At 45.9% G+C, this 24,561-nt stretch carries 23 protein-coding genes; 13 read left to right on the top strand and 10 right to left on the bottom strand.

What is annotated here, in order from left to right; genetic code table 11:
- Nucleotides 1–19: 19 nt before the first annotated feature.
- Genes ACFOJ8_RS12510 through ACFOJ8_RS12520 form a run of 3 tightly spaced genes read right to left on the bottom strand, consistent with a single transcriptional unit; the run spans nucleotide 20 to nucleotide 3,095 of the window.
- Nucleotides 20–1,582: an ABC transporter permease gene (locus ACFOJ8_RS12510; protein WP_380655907.1), complete on the bottom strand. Its 1,563-nt coding sequence runs from the start codon at nucleotides 1,580–1,582 to the stop codon at nucleotides 20–22.
- Nucleotides 1,579–2,469: an ABC transporter ATP-binding protein gene (locus ACFOJ8_RS12515; protein ID WP_380655900.1), complete on the bottom strand. Its 891-nt coding sequence runs from the start codon at nucleotides 2,467–2,469 to the stop codon at nucleotides 1,579–1,581. The genes ACFOJ8_RS12510 and ACFOJ8_RS12515 overlap by 4 nt, the downstream gene beginning before the upstream one ends.
- Complete coding sequence (locus ACFOJ8_RS12520; protein ID WP_380655895.1) at nucleotides 2,466–3,095, bottom strand: TetR/AcrR family transcriptional regulator; 630 nt, start codon at nucleotides 3,093–3,095, stop codon at nucleotides 2,466–2,468. The genes ACFOJ8_RS12515 and ACFOJ8_RS12520 overlap by 4 nt, the downstream gene beginning before the upstream one ends.
- Before the next feature lie 122 nt (nucleotides 3,096–3,217).
- Here ACFOJ8_RS12520 and ACFOJ8_RS12525 point away from each other — a divergent pair, with 122 nt between their 5' ends.
- Nucleotides 3,218–4,009 (top strand): M23 family metallopeptidase, encoded by a 792-nt coding sequence (locus tag ACFOJ8_RS12525; protein ID WP_380655892.1) that lies wholly within the window; start codon nucleotides 3,218–3,220, stop codon nucleotides 4,007–4,009.
- A 116-nt stretch (nucleotides 4,010–4,125) separates the two neighbouring features.
- Here ACFOJ8_RS12525 and ACFOJ8_RS12530 read toward each other — a convergent pair whose 3' ends face one another.
- Nucleotides 4,126–4,533 (bottom strand): hypothetical protein, encoded by a 408-nt coding sequence (locus ACFOJ8_RS12530; protein WP_380655888.1) that lies wholly within the window; start codon nucleotides 4,531–4,533, stop codon nucleotides 4,126–4,128.
- Nucleotides 4,534–4,614: 81 nt separating this feature from the next.
- On the opposite strand from ACFOJ8_RS12530, the gene ACFOJ8_RS12535 reads away from it, so the two are divergent.
- The 4 genes from ACFOJ8_RS12535 (at nucleotide 4,615) to galU (ending at nucleotide 9,031) form a co-directional block, all read left to right on the top strand.
- A complete protein-coding gene (locus tag ACFOJ8_RS12535; protein WP_380655885.1) occupies nucleotides 4,615–5,403 on the top strand; it encodes a gluconate 2-dehydrogenase subunit 3 family protein in 789 nt (262 codons plus the stop codon).
- Nucleotides 5,403–7,136, top strand: coding sequence for a GMC family oxidoreductase (locus ACFOJ8_RS12540; protein WP_380655882.1), 1,734 nt, complete (start codon nucleotides 5,403–5,405; stop codon nucleotides 7,134–7,136). The genes ACFOJ8_RS12535 and ACFOJ8_RS12540 overlap by 1 nt, the downstream gene beginning before the upstream one ends.
- A gap of 11 nt (nucleotides 7,137–7,147) precedes the next feature.
- On the top strand, nucleotides 7,148–8,017 hold the full coding sequence (gene tatC, locus ACFOJ8_RS12545; protein ID WP_380655879.1) for a twin-arginine translocase subunit TatC: 870 nt from the start codon (nucleotides 7,148–7,150) through the stop codon (nucleotides 8,015–8,017).
- 126 nt (nucleotides 8,018–8,143) lie between these two features.
- Nucleotides 8,144–9,031, top strand: a complete 888-nt coding sequence (galU, locus tag ACFOJ8_RS12550; RefSeq protein ID WP_380655876.1) for a UTP--glucose-1-phosphate uridylyltransferase GalU — start codon at nucleotides 8,144–8,146, stop codon at nucleotides 9,029–9,031.
- Nucleotides 9,032–9,089: 58 nt separating this feature from the next.
- Here galU and tatC (ACFOJ8_RS12555) read toward each other — a convergent pair whose 3' ends face one another.
- The 3 genes from tatC (ACFOJ8_RS12555) to ACFOJ8_RS12565 form a co-directional block, all read right to left on the bottom strand.
- Nucleotides 9,090–9,908 carry a twin-arginine translocase subunit TatC gene (tatC, locus tag ACFOJ8_RS12555; protein WP_380655873.1) on the bottom strand — a complete coding sequence of 273 codons (819 nt, stop codon included), beginning with the start codon at nucleotides 9,906–9,908 and terminating at the stop codon, nucleotides 9,090–9,092.
- Nucleotides 9,909–9,992: 84 nt separating this feature from the next.
- Nucleotides 9,993–11,711 carry a GMC family oxidoreductase gene (locus ACFOJ8_RS12560; protein WP_380655870.1) on the bottom strand — a complete coding sequence of 573 codons (1,719 nt, stop codon included), beginning with the start codon at nucleotides 11,709–11,711 and terminating at the stop codon, nucleotides 9,993–9,995.
- Between the two features lie 18 nt (nucleotides 11,712–11,729).
- The gene (locus tag ACFOJ8_RS12565) at nucleotides 11,730–12,503 is read right to left on the bottom strand and encodes a gluconate 2-dehydrogenase subunit 3 family protein (protein WP_380655867.1); all 774 of its coding nucleotides are present in this window, start codon (nucleotides 12,501–12,503) and stop codon (nucleotides 11,730–11,732) included.
- Nucleotides 12,504–12,598: 95 nt separating this feature from the next.
- On the opposite strand from ACFOJ8_RS12565, the gene ACFOJ8_RS12570 reads away from it, so the two are divergent.
- On the top strand, nucleotides 12,599–13,030 hold the full coding sequence (locus ACFOJ8_RS12570; RefSeq protein WP_380655864.1) for a hypothetical protein: 432 nt from the start codon (nucleotides 12,599–12,601) through the stop codon (nucleotides 13,028–13,030).
- Between the two features lie 124 nt (nucleotides 13,031–13,154).
- Here ACFOJ8_RS12570 and ACFOJ8_RS12575 read toward each other — a convergent pair whose 3' ends face one another.
- Together ACFOJ8_RS12575 and ACFOJ8_RS12580 are read right to left on the bottom strand one after the other, a co-directional pair.
- Nucleotides 13,155–14,300 (bottom strand): CapA family protein, encoded by a 1,146-nt coding sequence (locus ACFOJ8_RS12575; RefSeq protein ID WP_380655861.1) that lies wholly within the window; start codon nucleotides 14,298–14,300, stop codon nucleotides 13,155–13,157.
- A 108-nt stretch (nucleotides 14,301–14,408) separates the two neighbouring features.
- The gene (locus ACFOJ8_RS12580; RefSeq protein WP_380655858.1) at nucleotides 14,409–15,602 is read right to left on the bottom strand and encodes an MFS transporter; all 1,194 of its coding nucleotides are present in this window, start codon (nucleotides 15,600–15,602) and stop codon (nucleotides 14,409–14,411) included.
- A 159-nt stretch (nucleotides 15,603–15,761) separates the two neighbouring features.
- On the opposite strand from ACFOJ8_RS12580, the gene ACFOJ8_RS12585 reads away from it, so the two are divergent.
- The 7 genes from ACFOJ8_RS12585 (at nucleotide 15,762) to ACFOJ8_RS12615 (ending at nucleotide 24,111) form a co-directional block, all read left to right on the top strand.
- Nucleotides 15,762–17,249 carry a UDP-N-acetylmuramoyl-L-alanyl-D-glutamate--2,6-diaminopimelate ligase gene (locus ACFOJ8_RS12585; protein ID WP_380655855.1) on the top strand — a complete coding sequence of 496 codons (1,488 nt, stop codon included), beginning with the start codon at nucleotides 15,762–15,764 and terminating at the stop codon, nucleotides 17,247–17,249.
- Nucleotides 17,236–17,475, top strand: coding sequence for a YueH family protein (locus ACFOJ8_RS12590; protein WP_380655854.1), 240 nt, complete (start codon nucleotides 17,236–17,238; stop codon nucleotides 17,473–17,475). Before ACFOJ8_RS12585 ends, ACFOJ8_RS12590 begins: the two co-directional genes overlap by 14 nt.
- Before the next feature lie 10 nt (nucleotides 17,476–17,485).
- The gene (locus ACFOJ8_RS12595; protein ID WP_380655852.1) at nucleotides 17,486–19,042 is read left to right on the top strand and encodes a peptide chain release factor 3; all 1,557 of its coding nucleotides are present in this window, start codon (nucleotides 17,486–17,488) and stop codon (nucleotides 19,040–19,042) included.
- Nucleotides 19,043–19,297: 255 nt separating this feature from the next.
- Nucleotides 19,298–20,095, top strand: a complete 798-nt coding sequence (locus tag ACFOJ8_RS12600; RefSeq protein WP_380655849.1) for a TerC family protein — start codon at nucleotides 19,298–19,300, stop codon at nucleotides 20,093–20,095.
- A 44-nt stretch (nucleotides 20,096–20,139) separates the two neighbouring features.
- The gene (locus tag ACFOJ8_RS12605; protein WP_380655847.1) at nucleotides 20,140–21,654 is read left to right on the top strand and encodes a S1C family serine protease; all 1,515 of its coding nucleotides are present in this window, start codon (nucleotides 20,140–20,142) and stop codon (nucleotides 21,652–21,654) included.
- Nucleotides 21,655–21,861: 207 nt separating this feature from the next.
- Nucleotides 21,862–23,223 (top strand): TrkH family potassium uptake protein, encoded by a 1,362-nt coding sequence (locus ACFOJ8_RS12610; RefSeq protein WP_380655844.1) that lies wholly within the window; start codon nucleotides 21,862–21,864, stop codon nucleotides 23,221–23,223.
- Nucleotides 23,224–23,256: 33 nt separating this feature from the next.
- A complete protein-coding gene (locus ACFOJ8_RS12615) occupies nucleotides 23,257–24,111 on the top strand; it encodes a hypothetical protein (protein ID WP_380655841.1) in 855 nt (284 codons plus the stop codon).
- 171 nt (nucleotides 24,112–24,282) lie between these two features.
- On the opposite strand, the gene ACFOJ8_RS12620 is transcribed toward ACFOJ8_RS12615, so the two are convergent.
- Nucleotides 24,283–24,459, bottom strand: coding sequence for a YkvS family protein (locus ACFOJ8_RS12620; RefSeq protein ID WP_380657121.1), 177 nt, complete (start codon nucleotides 24,457–24,459; stop codon nucleotides 24,283–24,285).
- Nucleotides 24,460–24,561 lie beyond the last annotated feature (102 nt).

The raw sequence follows: 24,561 nt of genomic DNA on the forward strand, positions 1-24,561 counted from the left end.
ATGTGCGTCGAATTGTTTCTCAAGCAGTATCTCTTCTCCTGAAAAGTATCATGCCGATACCGGCGAGTGCGATGGCGATAAAGAGGATGATACCCCATGGTGTCCATGCCATTTCTTCTGCAGGCAGTGCCGAAAGGTAATAGAATGGTGTCACTAGAAGCCAGCGGTCATCAAGACCAAGTATCAGTCCGAGGTAATTGATGAAGAATGTGGCGAGCAGGTAGAACCAGACAATAAAATGCATCCGGGCACGCCAACCAATGAGCAACATGGATAGACCAACAAACACGGCAACACCGGCACTGTAGTTGAGTGCAGCAAAAATGTAATCTCGAGCTGACATATTGATATCTGCAACCGTCACGCTTGCACTATACATGCCAAATAGTGCAAGTAGGATCCCGATTGCCCCAATAACTGTGGCATATAAACCATGACTGATTAGCATACTGGTTCGACCTATGCCTGCGGAAATGAGCCACTCCAAACGGCCATGCTTCTCCTCCCGCAGTATTCGTCCTGTAATCATGAGCGCCGGTATCACCCCGATAATGGCAGTGACCATAATAAGGACACTGATGAACTGGTCAATGGGATTCCCTCCGCTGTCAGCCAGACTGTCAGCCAAGAAAGCATTTTCGCTGATGAATACATCGAGATCACCGAATATCGAACCATAGGACAAGCCAATTAGGGTCATACCGGTGAGCCAACTTAGAACAAGCATCTTCGTACTACTTGTCATAAGACGTGGGTAGGAGCCAATAGAGCGTGACTTTCTATTCGTGTTCGAGGCAAAATACGCATCTCCAAGATCCCTTCTAGCAAATACTCTCCACGCAAACCAAGTGAAGATAATAATCAACATAAAAGGCAGTAGCCACGTTGCTTCGTTGCTAGCGAATGGTTCGAGTCTAGTGAGCCAGCTGTAAGGAGATAGGAATGAGAGTCCAGGTTGCACCACATCGGTGATGGCACGATATAAATAGAGCATCAGCAGAATAGAGAGCGCTGTGCCGAATGTCCATTCCGCACTTTGGAAGAGTTGGGCAAAAATAAGTGTCAATGTATAGAACATCAGACTAAACATGCTGGTGCCGATGGCGTAAATCGTACATCCTAAAAGCGTGAAGGAATCACTTGGTGACAGATAAGTACCGACCAGTATGATTAGTCCGAGCAATACGTTCATACCTACACCGACTAGCATTTGGACCAGGAATATCGACTGGCGTGTAACTCCGGCACTGTTAATGTATTCGATCAGTCCTTCATCCTCCATACTGCGACTGAGGTTATTGGCGATTGTGATGCCAAAAAGTCCGTGAATAACGGCCATGAAAACAAGCATCTGGTGACTGAACATGACAGCAATTGTATAAGCGCCTTGTGGTACAGGTCCGATCATGGCAATCATCGCAGGATTATCGAGCGTCTGCATAAGTGCCTCGCGCTCGGATGCGCTGCTATACAATCCTTCAAACGCAAAAGGAACGATTACAGTAATTCCACCAATACCAACGATCCAAAGCATGACGCGGAACCACACTTGCTGAAGTATCAAACCGGTAAAAGCGTTCATGACAGTTTCCGGCGATCTTCGTAATAGCGCATGAAGATATCTTCAAGTCTCGGTGGCAGTGTCTCAAGATGGTAGGGCCGGTAGTGAGAGAGCTTTGCTAGATAGTCTTCAATTGAATCGTTGTCGATGCGCATATGCGTACCGTCATCCGTTTCCATATAATGATGCACATAGGGCAATGCTTGTAGTTCGCTAAGATCTTGCGTGGATTTGACGATATATTCGGTGCGTGTAATGTGACGGAGCGTTTTGAGAGGACCAGTTTCGATAATTTCGCCTTCGCGAATGATAGCGATACGATCAGCCAGTTTTTCGACTTCGGATAGTACATGACTCGATAAAAGAATGCTACGGCCTTCCGATTTTGCATGCATGAGTTGTTCGTGAAAAACACGTTCCATCAGCGGATCGAGACCAGTCGTTGGCTCATCGAAGATGAGTAGATGTGCTTCTGATAGAAATGCGCAGATCAGCGCCACTTTTTGGCGATTCCCTTTTGAGTATGTTTTGCACTTCTTTTTGGAGTCAAGACGGAATTGCGCGATCAGATGCTTCTTCTTCTCTATATTAGTGTATCCTCTCACTTTCATGAAGAAATGGATCACTTCCTCCCCTGTGAGATTGCCCCATAGATTTACATCACCAGGTACATAAGCGATATTTTTTTTATAGTGTGGATTGCCTGAGAGCGGCTCCCCGTCCATTAAAATTTCTCCGCCATCTGGAGAGAGCGCACCGATGATCATACGTAATGTTGTCGATTTACCAGCACCATTGGGACCGATGAAACCGAATATCTCATTTGCATTTAACTCGAATGAAATATCTTTTGCAGCAACAGTTGTACCAAATGTTTTGGTCAGATTTTTCAGTTCAAGTACTGTCATTTTTCTGCCTCCTTATAGTAGAGTCGACGCATTGCATCGAGATAACCACCAAATGTCTCGAAGTAGGCATCGATGTGATCAAAATTGACGCCACTGGCTTCTAATGATTGTTCCATCTCCTTGATGTAACCCTCAAACGTCCATCCGATCATCTTCATAGCTGTTTCATTGTCTATATCTGTACGGAAGAGCGTCATGTCGACGTTGTCATACATTGAACGCATACTCCATTTCCTCAGCTCCTGCATTTTTGACTGATAGGCTGAGAGTGGTCCTTCCGCATAGTACATATGGGTAACAAATTCGGCAATCTCGGGATACTCTGCAAAATAGCGGTGCTTGGTTCGGGACAGTCTATCAAGTCTTTCAATGAAACCCTCTGGTTTTGTTGTAAATCTTGTCATGAGGTGTGTCGTAAAGTGGTCATACGCGAATTCCGCGATATTCAAATAAAGTGTTTCTTTGTTCCCGAAATAGTAGTATAGGAGCCCTTTACTTATGCCGGCAGCATCGACGATACGATTGGTGGAAGCTGATTTATAGCCATGCGCAGAAAACTCAGCCATAGCTGTAGTCAATATGTGATACTGCTGATTCTCATCTAGATTCTCAAAAGCTCTGTTCATGATTTTCCTCCTTATACTGACCACTATGGTCAGTATTATTTTATACTTATTGACCATAGTGGTCAATAACTTTTTACGCAATTTATTCGATATATGAGGTATCACTTTAAGGAGGGGTATTTATGAATCCAATCGAATATCTTGTCAGCCAGGGATTTAGGATAACATCGGATCCATCTAAATATGAAAGCGGCGTATGGGGTAAACGTGACTACACCGTTGATGGTTATAACTATGATACATATTGCGGTGGCTTCCACAGGGCATATGATCTCGCTAAGGCACATCTCGCACCGGTTCCGTCCGTGTGTGACGGGGAAGTGGTCGCAGGTACGAATCGAATGGGTAACTTCGGTGGGACAGTGGTCGTGGCGAATAGAGCGCTCGGTATACAAGTGATTTACGGTCACCTCGACCGTAACTTGAAAGTGCGTATCGGCCAAGCGGTGCGTCAGGGGGATACTGTCGGTCTTCAGTCGAGTACAAACTACGACAATGTAAAAATGGCAAGTCACTTGCATATCCAGTTCCAGCCCTACGGTTACATTTCAAGTGAGCGCGCTTTCGTTTGTAGCGGTGTCAATCCGCTGAAAATCGATATTGGTGGGAAGTCCTATCACGCTGCATGGTTGTGGCATGGACACTTTAAGATAAATCAACGCATACGTATCAGATACCATCCATCAACCAGTGGGACCATAAATGGCGTTTTATCAGAAAATACAGAGGTTCGTTTTGACAAATTACTTGTTAACGAAGGATTGTGGTGGATACGTATCTTGTTCAGAAACGAGCTAAAATATATTGCCATCGGGAGGAGACGGAATGGCATCAACTTCAGACAAGCAGAGCGGGCTGGAGAGTTATGGGGAAGTACTAGAAATCTAGATACGTCGAGAGGGAAAGAAAAATAAGAAAAGATTGGAGGATTAGTAGATAAGCGCAATATATATTAATTAAATAAAACCGGATGCCCACCCAAGTGGTCATCCGGTTTTATTCATGCAAAAAATACAATTCGGAGGGAATATTACTGCGCTTGATTGGCAGAATTGGATGAAGTCGTCAAATCTTGGTCAAGTTTATATAGCACTTGATTGATTTTAACTTGGTTAACTGCCTCAACGATGAAGTAAGCTATAATTGTATAAACGACAATAGCACCGATTAGAAGTACATTCTCCTGCATCACGCTGATAATAAGCGCTGGTAGGAAAACAAGTGCTAGGTAAATGATCAACATGCCGAGACGATTGGCGTGGATAGTACGTTGCGTATCTCGAATGGAATCTGCGTAAAGGTCGTTCACTCCAACAAGGTCAACCTTGCGTGAATCCTGATAAACATTAGTGATTTTCATACGTCCATCATAAGGGTCCTGCTTATAGCGCAAGTCCATATGCGCATTGTTCCATGTCAGATAATTAAGAAAGCCCATAATTTTTCACCCCTTCACTAAATATGAATATTCTGATACTATTATATAGGAAAAGATAATCAAATTAAAGGGGTGCTTATGATGGCAGATAAAAAGAATAGTGAAAAACAGTTTTCGCGTCGTGATTTTCTGAAAACGACAGGCGTAGCTACTGGTGGTATTATAGGCGGCTCCATGCTCGGTGGACTGGTCGGATTCAATCTGGATTCCCCGACAGAAGAACCTGAGACGAGTGGAGATACTGCAAACCAAGGTGCCGAAGAAGGCGATTCTGGTGAATATAATCCGGGGAGAATGTTCTTCTCGAACGATGCAACTTTCGATACGATATCACAAGCCATGGAAAGGATATTTCCTGAGAATGATATAGGACCTGGGGCGATTGGACTCGGGGCACCATTCTTCCTCGACATGCAACTTGCTGGTGCCTATGGTAATAATTCGAAGGAATACATGCAAGGTCCTTTCAGTGCAGGTGAGCCTACACAAGGATATCAGTCAAGACTAAATCGTGCCGATCTTTTCACACTGGGCATTGAAAGGTTAGATACTGAATCAAACGATATGTTTGATGACAACTTCCGCAACTTAGATGACGACCAAAAAGATGAAATTATAACACGCTTCCAAGAAGGCGAAGCGGATATGGGTGTTCCGGAAGATACAGCAAAACCGGTGGACTTTTTCAACTTGTTGCGTTCAGCTACGCTCGAGGGTGTATATGCCGATCCAATGTATCGCGGCAATAGAAACATGGAAGGCTGGAAAATGAAACAATTCCCAGGCCACCAACATGCTTACATCCAAGAAATTCAAAATGATAGCTTTATGGAAATTGAACCACAACCAATGTACGGGGGGAATCACTAATGGCGACAGAACTCGATAAAGTAGACGTATTGACCGTTGGTGTCGGCTGGACAGGCGGAATCATCGCGGCAGAAGCAGCAAAAGAGGGATACTCAGTAGTCGGTCTTGAAAGAGGCAGAGCACGCGATACTGAAGATTACCAAAATATACACGATGAATATAAATATGCAATACGCTATGACTTGATGCAAGACGTATCAAAAGAAACAGTGACATTTAGGAACAATCGCGAACAAACCGCCTTGCCAATGCGCCAGCTAGGATCTTTCCTGCTTGGTGAAAATCTTGGTGGAGCAGGTACACACTGGAATGGTCAAACATGGCGCTTCCTGCCATACGATTTCCAGATCCGTTCAATGTCTGAGGAGCGTTATGGTAGTGATAGCGATCTACTTGGTGACGATGATGGATATCAATACCAAGACTGGGGTATTACTTACGATGAGCTTGAACCGTATTTTGATCGATTTGAGCAAACTGCTGGGATATCGGGTGAAGAGAATCCACTGGCTGGGGAACGCTCCAATCCTTATCCAACACCGCCAATGATGAAAACGCGTACACTTCAAATGTTTGAAGAAGCGGCGACCAATATGGGCTATAGTCCAATCATGATGCCATCAGCAAACTTGAGTGAGCAATACGAAAACCCAGACGGTGAATCTATCGCAGCGTGTCAGTATTGCGCTTTCTGTGAACGATTCGGTTGTGAGTACGGTGCCAAATCTTCTCCGGAAGTAACAGTGTTGCCAACTGCTAGAAAAACAGGTAATTATGAAGTGCGTACACACTCCAATGTCGTTGAAATACTGACAGACGAGGATGACGATTCACAAGTCACAGGGGTACGCTACGTTGATACAAGAACGGGCGAAGAATTTATCCAGCCCGCTGACGTTGTCGTTCTGACGAGCTATATCTTCAATAACTACAAATTGCTCAGAGTATCTGACATCGGTGAACAATACGATCCAGAAACTCAAGAAGGTACGCTTGGTCGCAATTATTGCTATCAGATTTTTGGTAGCGCAACAGGCTTCTTTGATGAACAGTTTAATACCTTCATGGGTGCTGGCGCGCTCGGTATGGCATTTGATGATTTCAACGGCGACAACTTTGACCACACTGATCTTGGCTTCTTGCATGGCGGTAACATGGCGCTCACACAAACGGGTAGTCGTCCGATTAACTCCAATACAGTAAGACCAGGTACACCTTCATGGGGTAGTGAGTTTAAAAATGATTCGATCGAAAACTTCACACGTACTTTGACAGTACAAGGCCAAGGGGCAACGTCGCCGCATCGTGACAATTACCTAGATATAGATGAAACTTACAATGACGTGTATGGTGTACCGTTGGTAAAATTGACTTATAATTATCATGATCAGGATGTTGAACGTCAGAAATATCTTACTGAAAGAGCAACTGAAGTCATGGAAGAAATGGGTGCGACAGAAATTTCTTCTTCTGGTGAACTTACAGATTATGATATCGTTCCTTACCAGTCCACGCACAACACAGGGGGGACTTTAATGGGAGATGATCCTGAGACAAGTGTTGTAAACAACTATCTACAGCACTGGGATCGTGATAATCTTTTTGTTGTCGGCGCAGGAAATTTCGCGCATAATAGTGGTTATAACCCGACTGCGACAGTCGGAGCGCTGGCGTATCGCTGTGCTGAAGGTATAATCACATTCCTTGAAGATGGTGGTCGCCTAGAAGAATAGGTGGTTTATAGATGGTTCGTAAGCAAGACCCGGATCGCAATTCTAAAAACAAAGATACAGGTAAAGTGAAAGAGATAGATAAAACTACCACATCTACCGGCAGTTCGAAGGTTGAAAAGCCGACTGAGGATGTAGACACGGGTAAAGCAGATCAATTGGAAGAGGATCCGTTCGAACCTCTCGTCGAGCAACTTGAGAGTCTACGTAGTCTGCTCATCAAGTCGGCAGTAACTTTCGTTTTATGGTTCTTAATCGTATTCGCGACAGTACGCTGGTGGTTTCCGGTCGTATCAATGGGTGCTGACATGGTCGTATTCGGGCCATTCGAAGTCATTCGTTTCTACATCCGGACCTCAGCAGCGATGAGTCTTGGACTGAGTATCCCGTTCATCTGCTGGTTCTTATGGCAATATGTCAGTTCGGGAATGATTGAAAAGAAGAATCCCCAGCTACTCAAAGGTTCCATGGGGTTCATGTTCGGTCTTTTCCTAGTGGGTATTGCGTTTGGATATTTTGTGGTCCATCCACTCAGCTACTTCTTTTTGATACAGATGGGAGAACGAAACTTCGATGTACTGGTGACAGCAGATGAATATATGTCATTTCTGCTAATTACGACAATCCCATTCGGATTGATCTTCCAGCTGCCTTTGATCGTTCTGTTTCTTAATCATATAGAGGTGCTCGATTCTACACTTATGAAGAAGTCTCGAAAGTTTGCCTATTTTGGACTGCTTGTTCTCACGGCAATCATTGCACCGCCTGATTTCTTTACACATATCATTACATTGCTTCCGATGATTGGGCTTTATGAGTTCAGCATCATCTTGGTTAGACGCAAGGAGAAGCGGGCTGACAAGAAAAAGGAACCGGAAGCATAAGGAGGGCCAGTAGGCCCTCTTTTTTTCTGTATACAAATAAATTTGAAGGAAAATGAAGTCTGATTGCATATGAATAGCCTTTTTTTTGCTATAGTATGAGAAAAGAGACAAAAGGGAGAATGAGACATGCAGAAAGTCAGAAAAGCAGTGATACCAGCGGCCGGTCTTGGCACACGGTTTTTGCCTGCCACGAAGGCTATGCCAAAAGAAATGTTGCCGATCGTCGATAAACCGACCATCCAGTACATTGTGGAGGAAGCGGTAGCTGCTGGTATCGAGGACATCATCATCGTCACAGGCAAGCACAAGCGGGCGATAGAGGATCATTTCGATCACCAGATTGAGCTAGAAATGAATCTCAAGCAAAAAGAGAAATACGAACTACTCGAGAAAGTCGAACATGCCACGGGGCTCGCTAATATTTTCTATGTCAGACAGAAGTCCCCACAAGGTCTTGGACATGCGATACATACAGCGAAGCAGTTCATAGGTGAGGAACCATTCGCTGTATTGCTCGGGGATGATATTGTGGATAATGGTACAGGGACACCAGGAATCGGCCAGTTGATGGAACAGTATGATCAGTGTCAAAGTCCAATCATTGGTGTAAAGCAGGTACCAGCTACTGAAACGTCGCGCTATGGAATTGTAGAGTTTGATGAACAAAAAGACAATCTTTATCACCTTTCAAATATGTATGAAAAACCTGATCACGGGATCACCGATTCTACACTTGCCATTATGGGACGCTATATCCTCACACCAGAAATATTCGAGCACTTAGAAAAAGGTGAGGTCGGTGCAGGAGGAGAGATCCAGTTAACGGATGCCATACATGCGGTTATTCAATCGGGTGGCGATGTCCATGCAGTAGACTTCGAGGGCCGGCGGTATGATGTCGGTGATAAGGCGGGATTCGTCGAGACAACGATTGAGTATGCGCTGAAATCAGATATGAGAGAGGCATTGCTTGATTTCATGGAAGAGACATTAAAAAAGAACGGCAGAGAATAGGTGACTGATACAAATTAAAGGCGGTATGCTGACCGATGTCAGCATACCGCCTTTAATTTTATTCTTGTGATACTTTTGCTTTCTTAGCTGCGCGCCGTTCACGTATTCTGACGATATATATACTGATTTCATAAAGAATGAACATTGGTGTAACTGTAATGATATGCGTAAAGAAATCAGGTGGGGCAATCAATGCTGTAATGACAATAAGGCCGAAGTAGACATACTTCCTGATAGAGCGCATCAATGTCGAATCTAGGAGTTCTATATAGTGCAGGAACAGTACGACCACCGGCAACTGGAAAATAAGTCCAAAAGGCATAGTTGAAAGCAACAGGAAAGACATATACTCATCGGCTGTCACCAGTACATCGAAGTTTCGCTCTCCCATTTGAATCAAGAAGAAGTAGCTGATTGGATGTACAACAAAATATCCGAAAGATAATCCAGCCAAAAACAGCAGGAACATCAACGGGAAATATGATTTCAGAAACTGTGTCTCTTTTTCAACAAGACCTGGGCGCATGAACTGCCAGAAGAAGTAGCAGATAAACGGCAGACTGAGTCCAATACCAAGTGCACCGGAAGTCCGGATGTAGAAGCGGATGACTTCAAATGGTCCCCTGACAATCAGCTCATGGCCTTTAGTCAGGTAGGGGAACCAGTACTGAATGGTCAGAAAGATCAACATGAAAAAGAGTACGAAAGTGACGACAGTCTTTATGAGGGTGCTTCTTAAATCGTCAAGATGGTCGATTAGTGTGCCGTCTGGTGTTTCTATCGTGACTTTATGACGCGCCTTCGTTTCTTCAACGCCGTCTTTAGCGACTTCCTTCAGCGTTTCTTTTCTTGTATTTTTAACTTTGTTTTTAGTCATATTGCTCACCTATCGTCCATTATAAACCTAAGAGGCATACACGTAAATCGTATATGCCTCTAGTTTCAATTATTATCGAACGATTTAGGACTCAACGAGTGGGCCATTGTCGTCCAAATACTTTTCAATACCTTCAGCTGCACGGTAAGCAAGTGCGCCTACTGTACCGGTAGGGTTGTAGCCACCGTTGTGAGGGAAGTTCGATCCACCGATGACGAATACGTTGTCTTGATCCCACATCTGCAGATAATTGTTTACAACACTTGTTTCAGGGTCAGCCCCCATAATTGTTCCGCCAACAATGTGGTCATTGTGTGCAGGCAGGATGTCAAAGTGCTCATCCAACACACTTCTATTTTTCGCGACTGGATTCATCTGATCGATGATTTCCTCAATGCGGTCTCCAATGTAAGAGTGCGCACTTCTATCGTGATCAGTCACGTCATATGTGACACGAAGTAGTGGACGTCCGTAGTCGTCTTTATATGTCGGGTCTAGGGAGAGATAATTGGTTCTGTGCGGCAATGTAATCATCTGTGCCCAAGCGCCTGCGGAGCGGTTGTACGCTTTAACAGATTCTGCCTTGAATTCTGCACCCCAGTTCTTCTCGACAGTATCCGGTACGTCGTTTTCAAGAATCGGACGTTTACCTTGTTGTTTCATGGAGATAGATCCACCATGAATGAAATCAAGGTCAGAGTGGTCGAAGTTATCGTTGTTGTAGTCGTCCACTGTAACACCAAGGGCACCAGCACCCATTGAAAGGTTGTATTCAGTGTCGAAGAAACCAGTCACTGATGGTGTAATATGCAGGCAGTAGTTTTTACCAACAGCACCTTCACCTGTTTCTGGATCATATGGCGTGCCAAGATCAGAGTGAAGCAACAATTTAGTGTTGTTTGTCGTGTGGCTCGTGATGACAACAACGTCTGCTGGCTGGATGAACTCTTCATGTGTTCTTGTGTCGATGAAGCGTACACCAGTTACTTCTCCATCTTCTTTCACGATATCTACAACATTGGCATGCGTACGCATTTCGAAATTGTCATGCTGTTTCGCAACTGGAATCGTTGCAACGATTGGAGAAGATTTTGCGCCCCACTCACAGCCAAACTTTTCGCAGAATCCACAGTATTGGCACGCATTGATTGTCATGCCATCAGGGTTCGTATAGCTCTCTGACATATTTCCAGCTGGGGTTCTAAAAGGGGTCGCGCCAGCTGCTTCACACGCTGCTTTGAAATCTGAAAGCAGAGGTGTCATTTTCATCGGCGGTGTCGGGTAAGGCATTTTTCTTTCAGGTCCCATTGGGTTCTGTTCACCGCTGACACCTGCTGTCAGTTCGTACTTTTCGTAGTAAGGCTCAAGCTCTTCGTATGTGATGCCCCAGTCTTGTATGAGGTAATCATCGGACAACTTATCTTCTCCGTACTTTTCATCGGTACGAGATTTGATTTCAAAGTCATACGGATTATAGCGCCATGTGTCACCATTCCAGTGTACACCACCACCACCGACATCTGTACCGATGAGGAAAGCACCAAACCGGCGCATCGGAAGCGCTTCTTCGTCCAGATTGTTTCTGTATGTGATGGTTTCTCTGGAAAGATCCTGCATCATTTCGTGCCCGACAACATAGCGGTATTCATCATGGGCAAGTAGATAGTCTTCTGTCTTCTTCTCAGCACCACGTTCAAGACCGAGCACATCCTTACCTGCTTTGGCCATTTCAGCAGCAACGATACTTCCTGCCCATCCCAGACCAACTACAACAACTTCTCGTTTTTTTAATGTTTGTGCCAATGGAATTGCCTCCTAAAATTAATGCGAAATATGCGAAGAGAGTGGCTGTGGATCTTTTTCCACAAAGCCTTCGGTTTCGATTTCGTCGTGGTAGCTCATGTATGCGCCCGGGAATTTCTTCATTTCCCAAGCTTCCATAGATTTATTGCCACCATAAAGTGGATCTGCGTATGCGCCGGAAAGTGTCGCTAGACGAAGTTCTTCAAAGAAATCGTTTGATTTTATGCCCATCATGTCCAGTTCGTTGTCCTGCAACTCAGTCAGAATTTCATCCATCTGATCGCTTTCAAGATCGAAGAAGGACACATCGTGGCGTGAAACAGCTTCCTCATTCATAACGCGTATACCTTCCGCAAAAATATCGCGTCTGAGAAGAGCATATTGCGGGCCTTGGTAGTCTGTTCCTTGCTTGAATGGCCCTTTCATATACTCGCGTGCATTTGAGCCATAACCGCCTGCAAGCTCGTGGTCGATGAACCATGCCACACCAAGAGAAGTCGCCCCAGGTCCATTATCATCTTCAGGGAAGATACGTTCTGCTGCAGCTTCGATTGTTTTAAATTCGTCCGTATGCTGGAAGTACTTGAAGGCTTGAGTGAAATTCTCTTGCTCGCTACCTGCTGGTTGTTCGGCTTCCTGATCTTGGACTTCCGTTTGCTGAATATCAGTTGACGTATCGTCCTTGAGCAGAGATCCCAAATATGTTCCAGTGACTAGTGACCCTGTCGCAACACCTGACATCTTAAGGAAATTACGTCGTGAAAAAGATTTTTCTGTTTCCTGGTTAGACATATCTTCACCTCTATATTAGAATAAGTTGGTATGTTTAAGTTCTTTTACAAAATTATATAGTAAAGCATAATGGCCAATTGCACAAGGAGGAAAAAATGAGTATCCCTTTAAGTCAAGTTACAAAATACCTTTTCAAGCCGCACCCCGGTGTCGATATCAAATATCTTGAACACGATATCAGCGGTGAGACACAAGTTACCGAATTTCTGACACCGGGTCAGCTGGAGTCACTGGATCCAAAAGCAAAGCAAAACCACGGCAAGTTTCTCGAAGACATCAACGAGGCGGTTCGCAGTCAGATTCGTACATCCAACTTCTATCGCCTTACAAGTATCGCATTGCTTATCGTCTTTATCATTCTGCCGGCGCTTTTGTTGTTCTTCCTCGGCGGCAGCCACTGGGCAGTCATCGGTGGTGTTTACTATGCGTTCTTCGCTTATCTCCTCGTTGAAGCCTATATCCAGGCCAACAGGAACTATTTCGAATACACGCTGTATGACAAGTTTCAAAAAGAGTATGTGAGTTAACTGAAGTGGCACTTTAGTGCAGTATAAAGAAAGGGCATGCACTCTGAATTCAGAGTGCATGCCCTTTCTTGATGTTTAATTTTTGATTCACAAAAGAGTTAAATTTGAATGCAATCTAGTGGGATCAGTCCAGGTAGTCTACGATTTCGAGCGTATCCGTATAGGACTGCATATGCTGACTGACCTCTTGATAAACATCTGCTGCATTTTCTAAGCCAAACTTTTCGGCGTCAGCGAGCGGTACAAGTTCGAAATCCGAATACTCATTGCTGTGGACATAGGTTGGCATGAATCTCACACCCTGAATTGTTGTTTCACCGCCATTTAAGCGCTGTGTAATATCAAATTCCAGAATGCCGCCAAGTTTTGTATCGAGATCCTGCTGTGCGCTAAAAAAGTTGGCAAGAGAGTAGGCGATGATTGTTTCTCCACCATCTTGCCGCTCGTAAATATCAATTGGCTGTAGTACGTGCGGGTGGTGACCGAGAATGATATCGGCACCGGCTTCTGCGATTTGTTCAAATTGAATCACGTGATCTTCGCGCGGGTAGGGGGCGTACTCGACGCCTTGATGCATACTGACCACAAGGACGTCGACCGCATCACGCATCGCCGACATATCAGAAAGTATTACATCTAGATCAATAAAATTTACGAGATACTCTTCACCTTGAGGTACCGGTATGCCATTTGTACCATACGTATAGGCGAGGAACCCAATCTTGATGCCATCGACGTCCATAATGCGTTGGCGTGAGGCATCTTCCGCGCTGATATTCGCCCCAACATATTCAATGTCCTTCTCTTTTAGAATATCTACCGTTTTCTCGACACCTATTGTGCTACGGTCGAGTGTATGATTGTTTGCGAACGATACAATATCTGCGCCGAGATAGTTGAGCAGATTAGCGGTTTCGAGCGGAGCGTTGAATGACGGATAACCGGAGAGTCGCAATGCCTCGCCACCGATAGGTGTTTCCTGATTCAAAAATACGAGATCCTGTTGTTTGAGATAAGGGGCTACTTCATCGACCCTTGAAATGAAATCGTAGCCGGATTCAGTTGCCACGTCCTCGTAAAGATGATCGTGAATTAAAACGTCGCCACCTGCTGCGAAGGTAATGGCCTTTTCAAAGTAAGAATCGATAACATGATCGATTGTCTCTTTAGGCACTGGAGTGAGCGGCTTACTGTACGTCTCGTGAACGGCGGAATCGCTCTCTTGTCCAAACGGCCAGCTGAGTAGCACAAGCATGAGTAGTTTTATCATTATGTCCCCCATAAAGCAGTGTATTCATTTTGAATATACACTTAAGCTCATTTTTAAAATTTCAAAGATCACGCGGAGTGACAGACTGTCTAATCGCCTTCTGCCACATTACTTTACAACGCGTCTGTTAATCGTATAGAGTACGGCGTAGTAGAAGAAGAGAACCAGAAAAATAATACCGCTCGCCATCAGCGTTGCTGTAACACTACCGAAAAGGTCGGCCGTGAGCCCGCCGAGCATCGGTCCGATCATGGCACCAATGCCTTGTATTGAGCTGATGACCCCCCAGGATTCCTCTTTCTCATTGTCAGCAATCGAACTGGCAAGGAATTTATTCCAAGCCGGCAACATGATACCGTAGGACAACCCGATGAGACTCGCAATAATGAAGATCAGCCATACAGTTTCGAGTGTACTGAACCATATGACCCCAAGAGCATATACAAGAAATCCACCGACGATAATGATTCGGGTTAATTTTTCCGTGTGGACATCGAGTGTGCGGCTGAGTACAGTCATGCTGAATGCGACAAGGCCAAACACAAGCAGGATGAAGAATGTATATTCGAAATAGTTCAGTTCAAGCAGTGACGTGATGTATGTCGGTAGTACCGGCAGCAGCATGCCGACACCGAGTCCTTGGAGCATGATGCCGGGCATGTTTTTCATATGACGGCGTAAAATGAGCCATGTTTCCTTAAGTGGCAGCCTGCGCTTGCGACGACTCGCAGCCTCACCTGTTTTCGACTGGACTTTGTAGTCGCCAGGCATGATGAGGAAGACGATGAAATTGACCAGGAACACAGCGCTCATCGCGTAAACAGAAGCGGCATCAAAGATACCGATCAGGAAGTTCATGATGACCATGCCGATACCAAGTCCACAGAGCCAAGAGAAGAATATCAATCCCATTTCACGGCCCCGCTTTTCCTCTCTCACATTGGAGAGCGCAATGATCCATATCGGGCACACACTGATACCAAGCAAGCAGGCAGCGATGAGGAGGACATAAAAACTCTGATCGAACATGACAGTGACCATAGCCCCGATGCCGACGACATAACTTAGGAACATCGTCCACCACGCGCCAATCTTGCGCATGATGAAGCCTAGCCATATGTTTGTGACGGCATCAAATACATAATGCATCGTAATGACGATGGAGGACAGCCCGATGGAGATGATACCGATGGTCGGTAGGGCTGGAAGGTAGCTCAATATGAACATACCGCGTACAATCTCTGTTAAGCAGAGGATGAAAGCGAGTTTAAAAAATCTCTTCTTGTGATCGTTCGTATTCATATTGTCACCTTTATCACGCAGTGTAGACTACAAAGCGCGTATCCCGTAGATTATAGTCGTATGTTTCGATCATACAAATCGAAATGAAGCCTGTCAATTCCTACTATTAAAGCCCTCCCTTATATTGTATAATATAAAAGTTGAAAGGTGGCATGGAACATGAATTCGAAGACTCTGATTTCCCTTTTGAAAATAAAACAGACATATGGCAGTTTCCCGGAAACTGTCTCAAATATTACAGTGGATTCACGCGAAGTGGATGAGGCTTCCATTTTCGTAGCGATTAAAGGCCACCAGCGGGATGGATTCGATTTCGTTCCACAAGCAATCGATTCAGGATGCCGATTCATTCTAAGCGACCGATATGTGGCGCTACCTGAGAGAATCGGTTTGCTGGTTGTAAGAGACCCCGGCAAAGTGGCGGCACTATTTGCTGAATATATATATGAATTCCCGCACGAAACGCAGACGATGATCGGGGTGACCGGAACCAACGGCAAAACGACTGTCGCAACGATGATACACAACCTAAGCCGGGCACTTGGTAAGAATAGTGCGTACTTAGGGACGAATGGCTTTATGCTTAATGAAGATCGCTATGATAGCGCCAATACCACGCCGGAATCGACACGTCTACACAAGCGCCTTTACGAAGCGCATGAGCGGGAAACAGAAGTGTTTACGATGGAAGTGTCTTCCCATGCGCTTAAGATCGGCCGCACATACGGCATCGAGTACGATATCACTATCTTCACCAACCTGACCCAGGACCATCTCGATTTCCACCATACGATGGAAGAGTATGGCTACATGAAGGGGCTCCTGTTCTCGCAAATGGGGCAGAATCTAAAAGACCGCAAGTATCTCGTACTGAATGACGACGACCCATGGTCGGAACGATACAGTGCCATGACGGCCCACGAAGCCATTACTTATGGTATGACAGATCGCGCTGATTTCTGGCCATCGGATATCGAAGGAACGCTTGAGGGATTCAATTTCACCCTCAATACACCAGAAGGACCATTCCGGATTGAATCTCCGTTCATCGGTCATTTCAATATACAGAATCTGATGTGCGCCATCATCAGCGAATGGCTGCAAGGTTATAAACTGCCCCGCATCGTCGGTGCGGTGGCGACGATGGCACCGGTGGAAGGCCGCTTGGAAGTCCTTGATAAGACATTACCTGTCGACATTATCGTTGATTTCGCGCATACACCGGATGCATTAGATAAAATCATTGATACAATCGAGCCTTTCGTTACCGGGCGCATGATTTTCCTTGTCGGCATGACGGGTGAGCGTGATTTGTCGAAGGCCGCTGAAATGGGTCGAATTTCGACGCGTGCCGATGTGGCCATATTCACACCGGACAATCCGGCAAACGATGATCCGAAAATGCTCGTCGACGCACTGGCCAAAGGAGCGGCTCACGGTAACTATCATTCATTCATCGACCGGACCGAAGGCATCGAGTACGCGATTGATATTGCCGAGCCGGGGGACACGATTGTTCTAGCGTGCAAAGGCCGCGAGCCTTATCAAATCATGCAGAACTACGTCAAAGTACCGCACCGTGACGACTTGATTGCTTTAGACCGTGCTTACCGCAAATACCGGGGGGACGACTATGCGACAGATTGAAACGCACGTTGAAGGTCGCCCTATCTTGGCCTTCATCTATACGCATGACACGCGCGAGACGTACATCGTCAGCATACCGGATATCAATTTCAGCATTGAATACGACCGGACACTCCCGGCAGATGAGCAGGTGGATCTGATTGTCATCCATCTGTTTAATGTGATGGATGAAGCATCATGCGAAAGTGTTGCCCGCGATATTACCGAAGCAACCTCTATAAAGTAAGGAGAAAATTATGGATTTGACTCATGAAATAGAAAAAAGAAAGACGTTTGCCATCATCTCGCACCCGGATGCCGGGAAGACGACGCTGACTGAGAAATTGTTACTGTTTGGGGGCGCCATCAGACAGGCCGGAACAGTCAAAGGGAAGAAAAGTGGCAAGTTTGCGACATCCGATTGGATGAAAGTCGAGCAGGAACGTGGCATCAGTGTGACCAGTTCCGTCATGCAGTTCGATTTCGATGGATATAAGATCAATATTCTAGATACACCGGGACACGAGGATTTCTCAGAAGATACGTATCGTACATTGCTTGCCGTTGATTCCGCCGTCATGGTCATCGACGCCGCCAAAGGCATCGAGCCACAGACACTCAAGCTCTTTAAAGTTTGCCGGATGCGCGGCATTCCGATCTTCACATTCATCAACAAGCTCGACCGCATGGGTAAGGAGCCGTTCGAACTGCTTGAGGAGATTGAATCGACACTTGAAATTGAAACGTATCCGATGACTTGGCCAATCGGTATGGGCCAGAGTTTCTTTGGCATTATCAACCGTAAGGATCGTACCATCAATCCATACCGTGAAGAAGAAAAATTGTCACTGACTGACGACTATACGCTTAAAGAAGATCATGCCATAGAGGCTGATGAAGCATTTCAGACCGCCATCGATGAATTTATGCTGGTAGAAGAGGCGGGAGATGCCTTTGACCTTGAAAAGATAGCGACTGGGGACCTAACACCGGTCTTCTTCGGTTCTGCACTTTCGACATTCGGTATCGAGGAATTTCTCGATACGTATGTCGACTATGCACCGATGCCAACCCCAAGACAAACGAAAGCGGAAGCGGAAGTCGAACCGACTGACGAGAATTTCAGTGGCTTCATCTTCAAAATCCAAGCAAATATGGATCCACGCCACCGCGACCGTCTGGCGTTCCTGCGCGTCGTCTCAGGCAAGTTTACACGTGGCATGGACGTGACATTGGCACGTACGGGTCGCAAAAGTAAATTGAACCGTGCGACAATGTTTATGGCGGACGATACAGAAACCGTCAATGAAGCTTACGCGGGTGATATCATCGGACTGTATGATACCGGCAACTTCCAGATCGGTGATACACTCTACCACGGTAGTAAGGTAGAATTCGAAGAGCTGCCGACGTTCACCCCTGAACTCTTCATGAAAGTATCCGCAAAGAATGTGCTGAAGCAAAAGCACTTCTATAAAGGCATCGAACAACTTGTACAAGAAGGTGCCATCCAATACTACAAAACACTCCATACGAACCAGCCGATACTCGGAGCCGTCGGTCAGTTGCAGTTTGAAGTATTCGAGCACCGGATGAAGAATGAATACAATACCGACGTCATCATGGAACCTGTCGGCAAGAAAATCGCACGCTGGATTGAGAATGAAGAAGCGATCACAGACAGCATGAATAGTGCGCGGGCCAATCTGGTACTGGACCGTTACGATAACCAAGTCTTCTTGTTTGAAAACGAGTTTGCCATGCGCTGGTTCAGTGAGAAATATCCAGAAATAAAACTCTATAATTTACTGTAGAGATAATACTTTACTTTTAAGATGCAATCGTCTATATTGTTAACAAGCAATTAAATGAACACACCTTTTCATCGGAAAAGGGGAGTAACGAATGGGGCGACCCATCAATGTATCGTCATGACGGATAATTCCCGGTACATTGAGCAATACATCGTATTGTATCGTGAGACCTTGACCGGCATACCTGCCACCAGTGCAGGTATGTCCGGATCAGGGTCTTTTTGTGTTCATGGGACAAATAAGGAGGAATAATGAATGGATTTCGCTATTTTCTTGGAGTATGCATGGGTGCTTGTCGTACTCGTAGTACTTGAAGGTCTGCTTGCAGCAGACAATGCCGTCGTATTGGCTGTTATGGTCAAACACCTGGATAAGGACCGGCGTAAAAAAGCGCTCTTCTATGGGCTGCTTGGTGCATTCATCTTCCGCTTGGTCGCCATATTATTGCTCGTGTGGCTCGTACAGTGGTGGTGGATGCAAGCAGCTGGAGCGCTCTATCTGTTCTACGTCTCAATCTCACACCTCATTAAGCTAAAGCGGGGTGAGAAGGAACCAGAAGAGCCAACAGCCGGTACTGAAGGTATCGTGCTCGATGAAGCAAAGAATAAAGGCGGAGGATTCTGGTTCACAGTGTTTAAGGTGGAACTTGCCGATATCGCGTTCGCCATTGACTCTATCTTGGCGGCTGCGGCCATTGCACTCGCATTACCTGAAGTGGGTGGAGATTTCTTCGGTATTAATGCGGGACAGTATACAGTCATGCTGATTGGTGGTCTCATCGGTGTCATCATCATGCGTTTCTTCGCCACTTGGTTTGTCGAACTACTCAACAGAAAGCCTGGACTCGAGGTCGCTGCATTCATCATCGTCGGCTGGGTCGGTGTCAAGCTTGCGGTATTGACACTTGCACATGATGCCATTCATATCATCCCGCACGACTTTCCGCACTCTGTTACATGGAAGATCATCTTCTGGTCAGTGATGGTCATTATTATCGCAGCCGGATGGTTCTTAAGTGGCGATCATGGTAAAAAAGTGGAAAGTAATCAATAAAGGTTCTATAATGAGGGGCACAAATAGATTAGGAGGGGTCGCCTTTGGAGAGATCACAGAAACACATCATTCCTAAAGATCAATATCGCCGGAATAGACGTGTGTTTTCAGGCAGAAGTCCAGAGCAAGATGAACTGGATCAAAGACCACAGGATACTACAGAAACGATTTCATCAGAAAGACACGACACAACGGAAGCATCGACGGATGCAGCTCGGTCACAGGAATTTGGAAACGAGAAGAGAACCGATGCGGTCGAGGACTATGGACCTGGTGAAGCGGGCTATAGAGACGGTAGTGCCCCAGCAAGTATGGGTGCCACACGGAGCGGTTCCAATCGGGGGGGTGGTGACAACTCTGGAGGCGGTAGAAGAGGCGGTTGCCTAAGCAGCCTATTGTTGCCATTTGTAGCAGGTCTGATTGGTGCACTCGTAATGCTGTTGTTATTTAATCTATTTAATGGCAACGACAACGGGTCGACCCCTGACGGTGTCTCCCAAGAGGACAACCAGGAGATGGAAGAGATCAAAGGTCAGCTTCAGGAGCAAAGCGGCAACGAGGACAAAGAGATTTCTGATACGACCGCCGCCATACAGAAAGCAAAACAATCGGTTGTTTCGATTGTTAATCTCCAAGAAGCCGGCCAGATCATTCCAGGCTATCAGGAAGCTGCTGAAAGTGAACCTGAAGAAGTGGGGACAGGGTCCGGTGTCATATATAAACTGACAGATGAATACGCCTATGTCGTCACAAATAATCACGTAGTCGATGGTGCAGAAGAACTGCAAGTTAATCTTGAGAACGGCGACCAGCTGAGGGGCGAACTGATCGGTAGCGATGTATGGACGGACTTATCGGTGCTCCGTATTGAACGTGGCAATATCGACCACGCCATTGATTTCGGTAACAGTGAAGAACTGCTCGTTGGTGAAACAGCAATCGCCATCGGCTCACCACTCGGCCAAGCGTTCTCAGGTTCCGTATCCCGTGGTATCATCTCAGGCCTGGACCGTAGTGTACCGGTCGATATCGATGGAGATGGCAACTATGATTGGGAAGCGAGCGTCCTCCAGACGGATGCAGCCATCAATCCTGGTAACTCAGGTGGTGCGCTAGTCGACCAGGCAGGCAACTTGATTGGAATCAACTCCATGAAGATCAGCATGCCGACAGTCGAAGGCATCGGCTTTGCCATTCCGGTGGATGAAGTCGAGCAGATTGTCGCGCAGCTCGAAGAGAACGGTGAAGTACAGCGTCCTTATCTAGGTGTAATGCTTCAGGATCTCTACACGGTGCCTGCAGAAGTGCTGGTCAACCAGATGAATTTACCGGATGACGTCAATTCCGGTGTCATCGTCAGCAATGTCGAAGAAGGCACACCTGCTGCAGAAGCGGGTATGGCGTCACTTGATGTCATCACTTCATTAGACGGAGAACCGGTCCAGAATATGCTCGAATTGCGGAAGTATCTCTATTACGAAAAAGCACAAGGTGAAACGCTTGAAATAGAATACTACCGTAACGGTGAACTCAACACAGTCACAGCAACACTTGAATAAGTAGTACTAGACGCTTCCTCAGGACCCACGCTCGGCAAGAGCAGTGGGTTTCTGGGGGAGCGTTTAATATGCTTGGATGGCAGGGAGAGCGGGTACTATAGAACTGATTCGAAACTTACCTTGACATGCATGTTCACGGTACGTGATAATGAGGTGTATTTTTGAAAGCACCGAAAGCATCGGTTGCATTGGAAAGAAGGGGACGCAATGTTTAAGTGGTTGGAGAGGTTCCTGGATTCCCTCACTCCACAGCGGGGCATACTGTTATACTATCTAATTGCATTATCTATAGCGAGTGCTGTACTGAGCCTTCCTGTACTCTATCGCGGGGATAAGGACACGGCCTTAATCGACACGATTTTTGTTGCCGCATCGGCACTATCGGTGACTGGGCTGACATCAATCAACATATCCGAAACATTCAACACGGCAGGATATGGTGTCATCATGCTCATCATGAACCTCGGGGGTATCGGCATCATGGCGATGGGAACGATGGTGTGGGTACTATTCGGCCGTCGCATCGGACTAAGGGAGCGCATGCAGATCGCAGTCGATAACAACCAGTACAAATATTCAGGCGCTGTCAAACTGGTACTCGAAATCTTCAAGACGCTGCTTGTCATTGAAATTGTGGGTGCAGCCATCTACTTCGCCTATTTCATGATCGGCTCAAACGATTTCTACTATTCGATCATGCACGGGATTTTCCTGTCAGTATCGGCTACCACCAACGGCGGCATGGATCTGTTTGGCAACTCACTGCTCGACTTTGAAGAGGCCTACATATTGCAGATACCAGTTATGATCCAAATTATGCTTGGTGCCATTGGTTACCCGGTACTGATTGAAGTGCAACATTTCCTAAGCAAACAGAAACGACATCGAAAATTTCGCTTTTCTTTGTTCGCCAAACTGACGACATTGACATATGCACTCCTTTTCTTCATCGGCGCATTTTTCATTTTTGTCATGGAGTCACGAAACTACTTTTTAAGTGATTCCTGGTTCAAGACAATGATGAATAGCTTGTTTGCCTCAGCAACGACAAGGAGTGGGGGGCTGACTACCGTGGACCCAAGCCAGTTTAGTGATGCGACACAACTTTTAATGAGTGCATCCATGTTTATTGGCGCATCGCCGAGTTCTGCTGGTGGTGGGATTAGAACGACGACATTTGCGCTCTTGATTCTCTTCCTTATCGCATTTAGCCGCGGTCGCACGGATATTCGGATATTCGGCCGCGAAATCGCGAAAGAGGATCTGCATCGTGCATTCGCCGTCATCACTTTGGCCGCACTCCTCGTATTCTCCGGTATCATTTCGGTGGTACTTTTTGAGGACAGCCGATTTGACCTCATCGATGTCATTTTCGAGATAACAAGTGCATTCGGAACATGCGGTATGTCGACAGGCATCACAGACAACCTATCGTCTCCGAGTAAGGTCGTCGTCATGATCTTCATGTTCATCGGACGGATTGGTTTCATTTCATTCCTGTTCTCGATGGCTGGGCGTCAAAAAGAACTGCCTTACCATTATCCAAAAGAACGCATCCTGATCGGCTAAACTTCATTTTAAACTATGAAAGGAGCCAAGACTATGCAAGAGTTCTTCAGCGTTAGCCTTATCTTGACCCAGCATATCAACCGGAGACTAGGGAGGCAGTCAGGTGTCACGCTCTCCAAAGTCTCCAGGTATAAACGAGAGATTGCCTTAGAAGAGAACCATCACATCCTGCTGTGCGATCTCGGTGGGACGCTTGGTATTGATAAAACATATATCGCACCGCGTAATCCATCAATTACGGGCATGAACTATATGGACTATCACTTTGGTATCTTCAACCACCAGGATATGTCGAATATTTCGCATCTCAGACGAACGATGAGCTTCTCGAAGTTCCCTTGGATGAACTGCAACATCACCCACCCGATGACTAAAGAGCCTTTCTTTGGCGAACCGTACGAGATCTACAATATCAACGGCATGAAACTTGCTATCCTCGGCGGGTACGGCGGCACGTTCCGGCCTGAAGCTGATCGTGAGCATCCGACGGTCCATGTCTCATCACTCGCAAGCTCCGTCAAACGTTGGCTACGGTATATATACGATAGCGAGGATCCGGATTACGTCATCGTCTGCATCTCGGATGCTGATGATGATATCGGTGCCATCGTAAAAGACATGGAGGGTGTCGGTCTGCTCATTACGGGCAGCTGTGAGGAAGATGCGCCGGACGAGAATACGTATGAGCATTTCTCTGTCGAAGGTTCACATAACATACCAAGGTATCATCATCATCATAGTGGAAAAGTCATGCATGTCGAACTGAATTTTAAGACGAGAACATCCACTTTTGAATTTCTGAGTCATTCCGTTGCGCGCGTCGACCGTGAAATTGCTCAGCTCGGCGAGGATCAACGTATGCTCGATCTTGTGCATTACTATGTATAATTTGAAGCAGCGGTAAATTTACCGCTGCTTTTTTGTTTATATATCGACTCGTGGCTCAAATCGAGTCAGGCATCAAAAAACCACCCACAAATTTGTGGGTGGTTTCATCCCTATTTTAGCTGTCTAAGCAGAGTGACAGATCGGCTGATCTCCACTGAGAATGAGAGTGGTTTAGCCTTCGACGATTGTATACCGTTTATGGTTGACCACTGTTTTTTCAAACATCTCATGTTCATCGAAATTATCGTTGATTGTGATGTCGACGATGACCGAGTTTTCGTTCACCTTCTCGACTTTGCCTTTCATGCCGTCAAATTCCACGATATTTCCGACTTTCGCAGCTTCTATTTCTACTTCCTCCATGCGTCATACCTCCACATCAATGATGTAAGACATTATACTACTTTTAAATTTTTTTTCAATCCATACCAAGTATGATTCACCAAAATA

The sequence above is a fragment of the Salinicoccus sesuvii genome, from assembly GCF_042648145.1.
Lineage (GTDB): Bacteria > Bacillota > Bacilli > Staphylococcales > Salinicoccaceae > Salinicoccus > Salinicoccus sesuvii.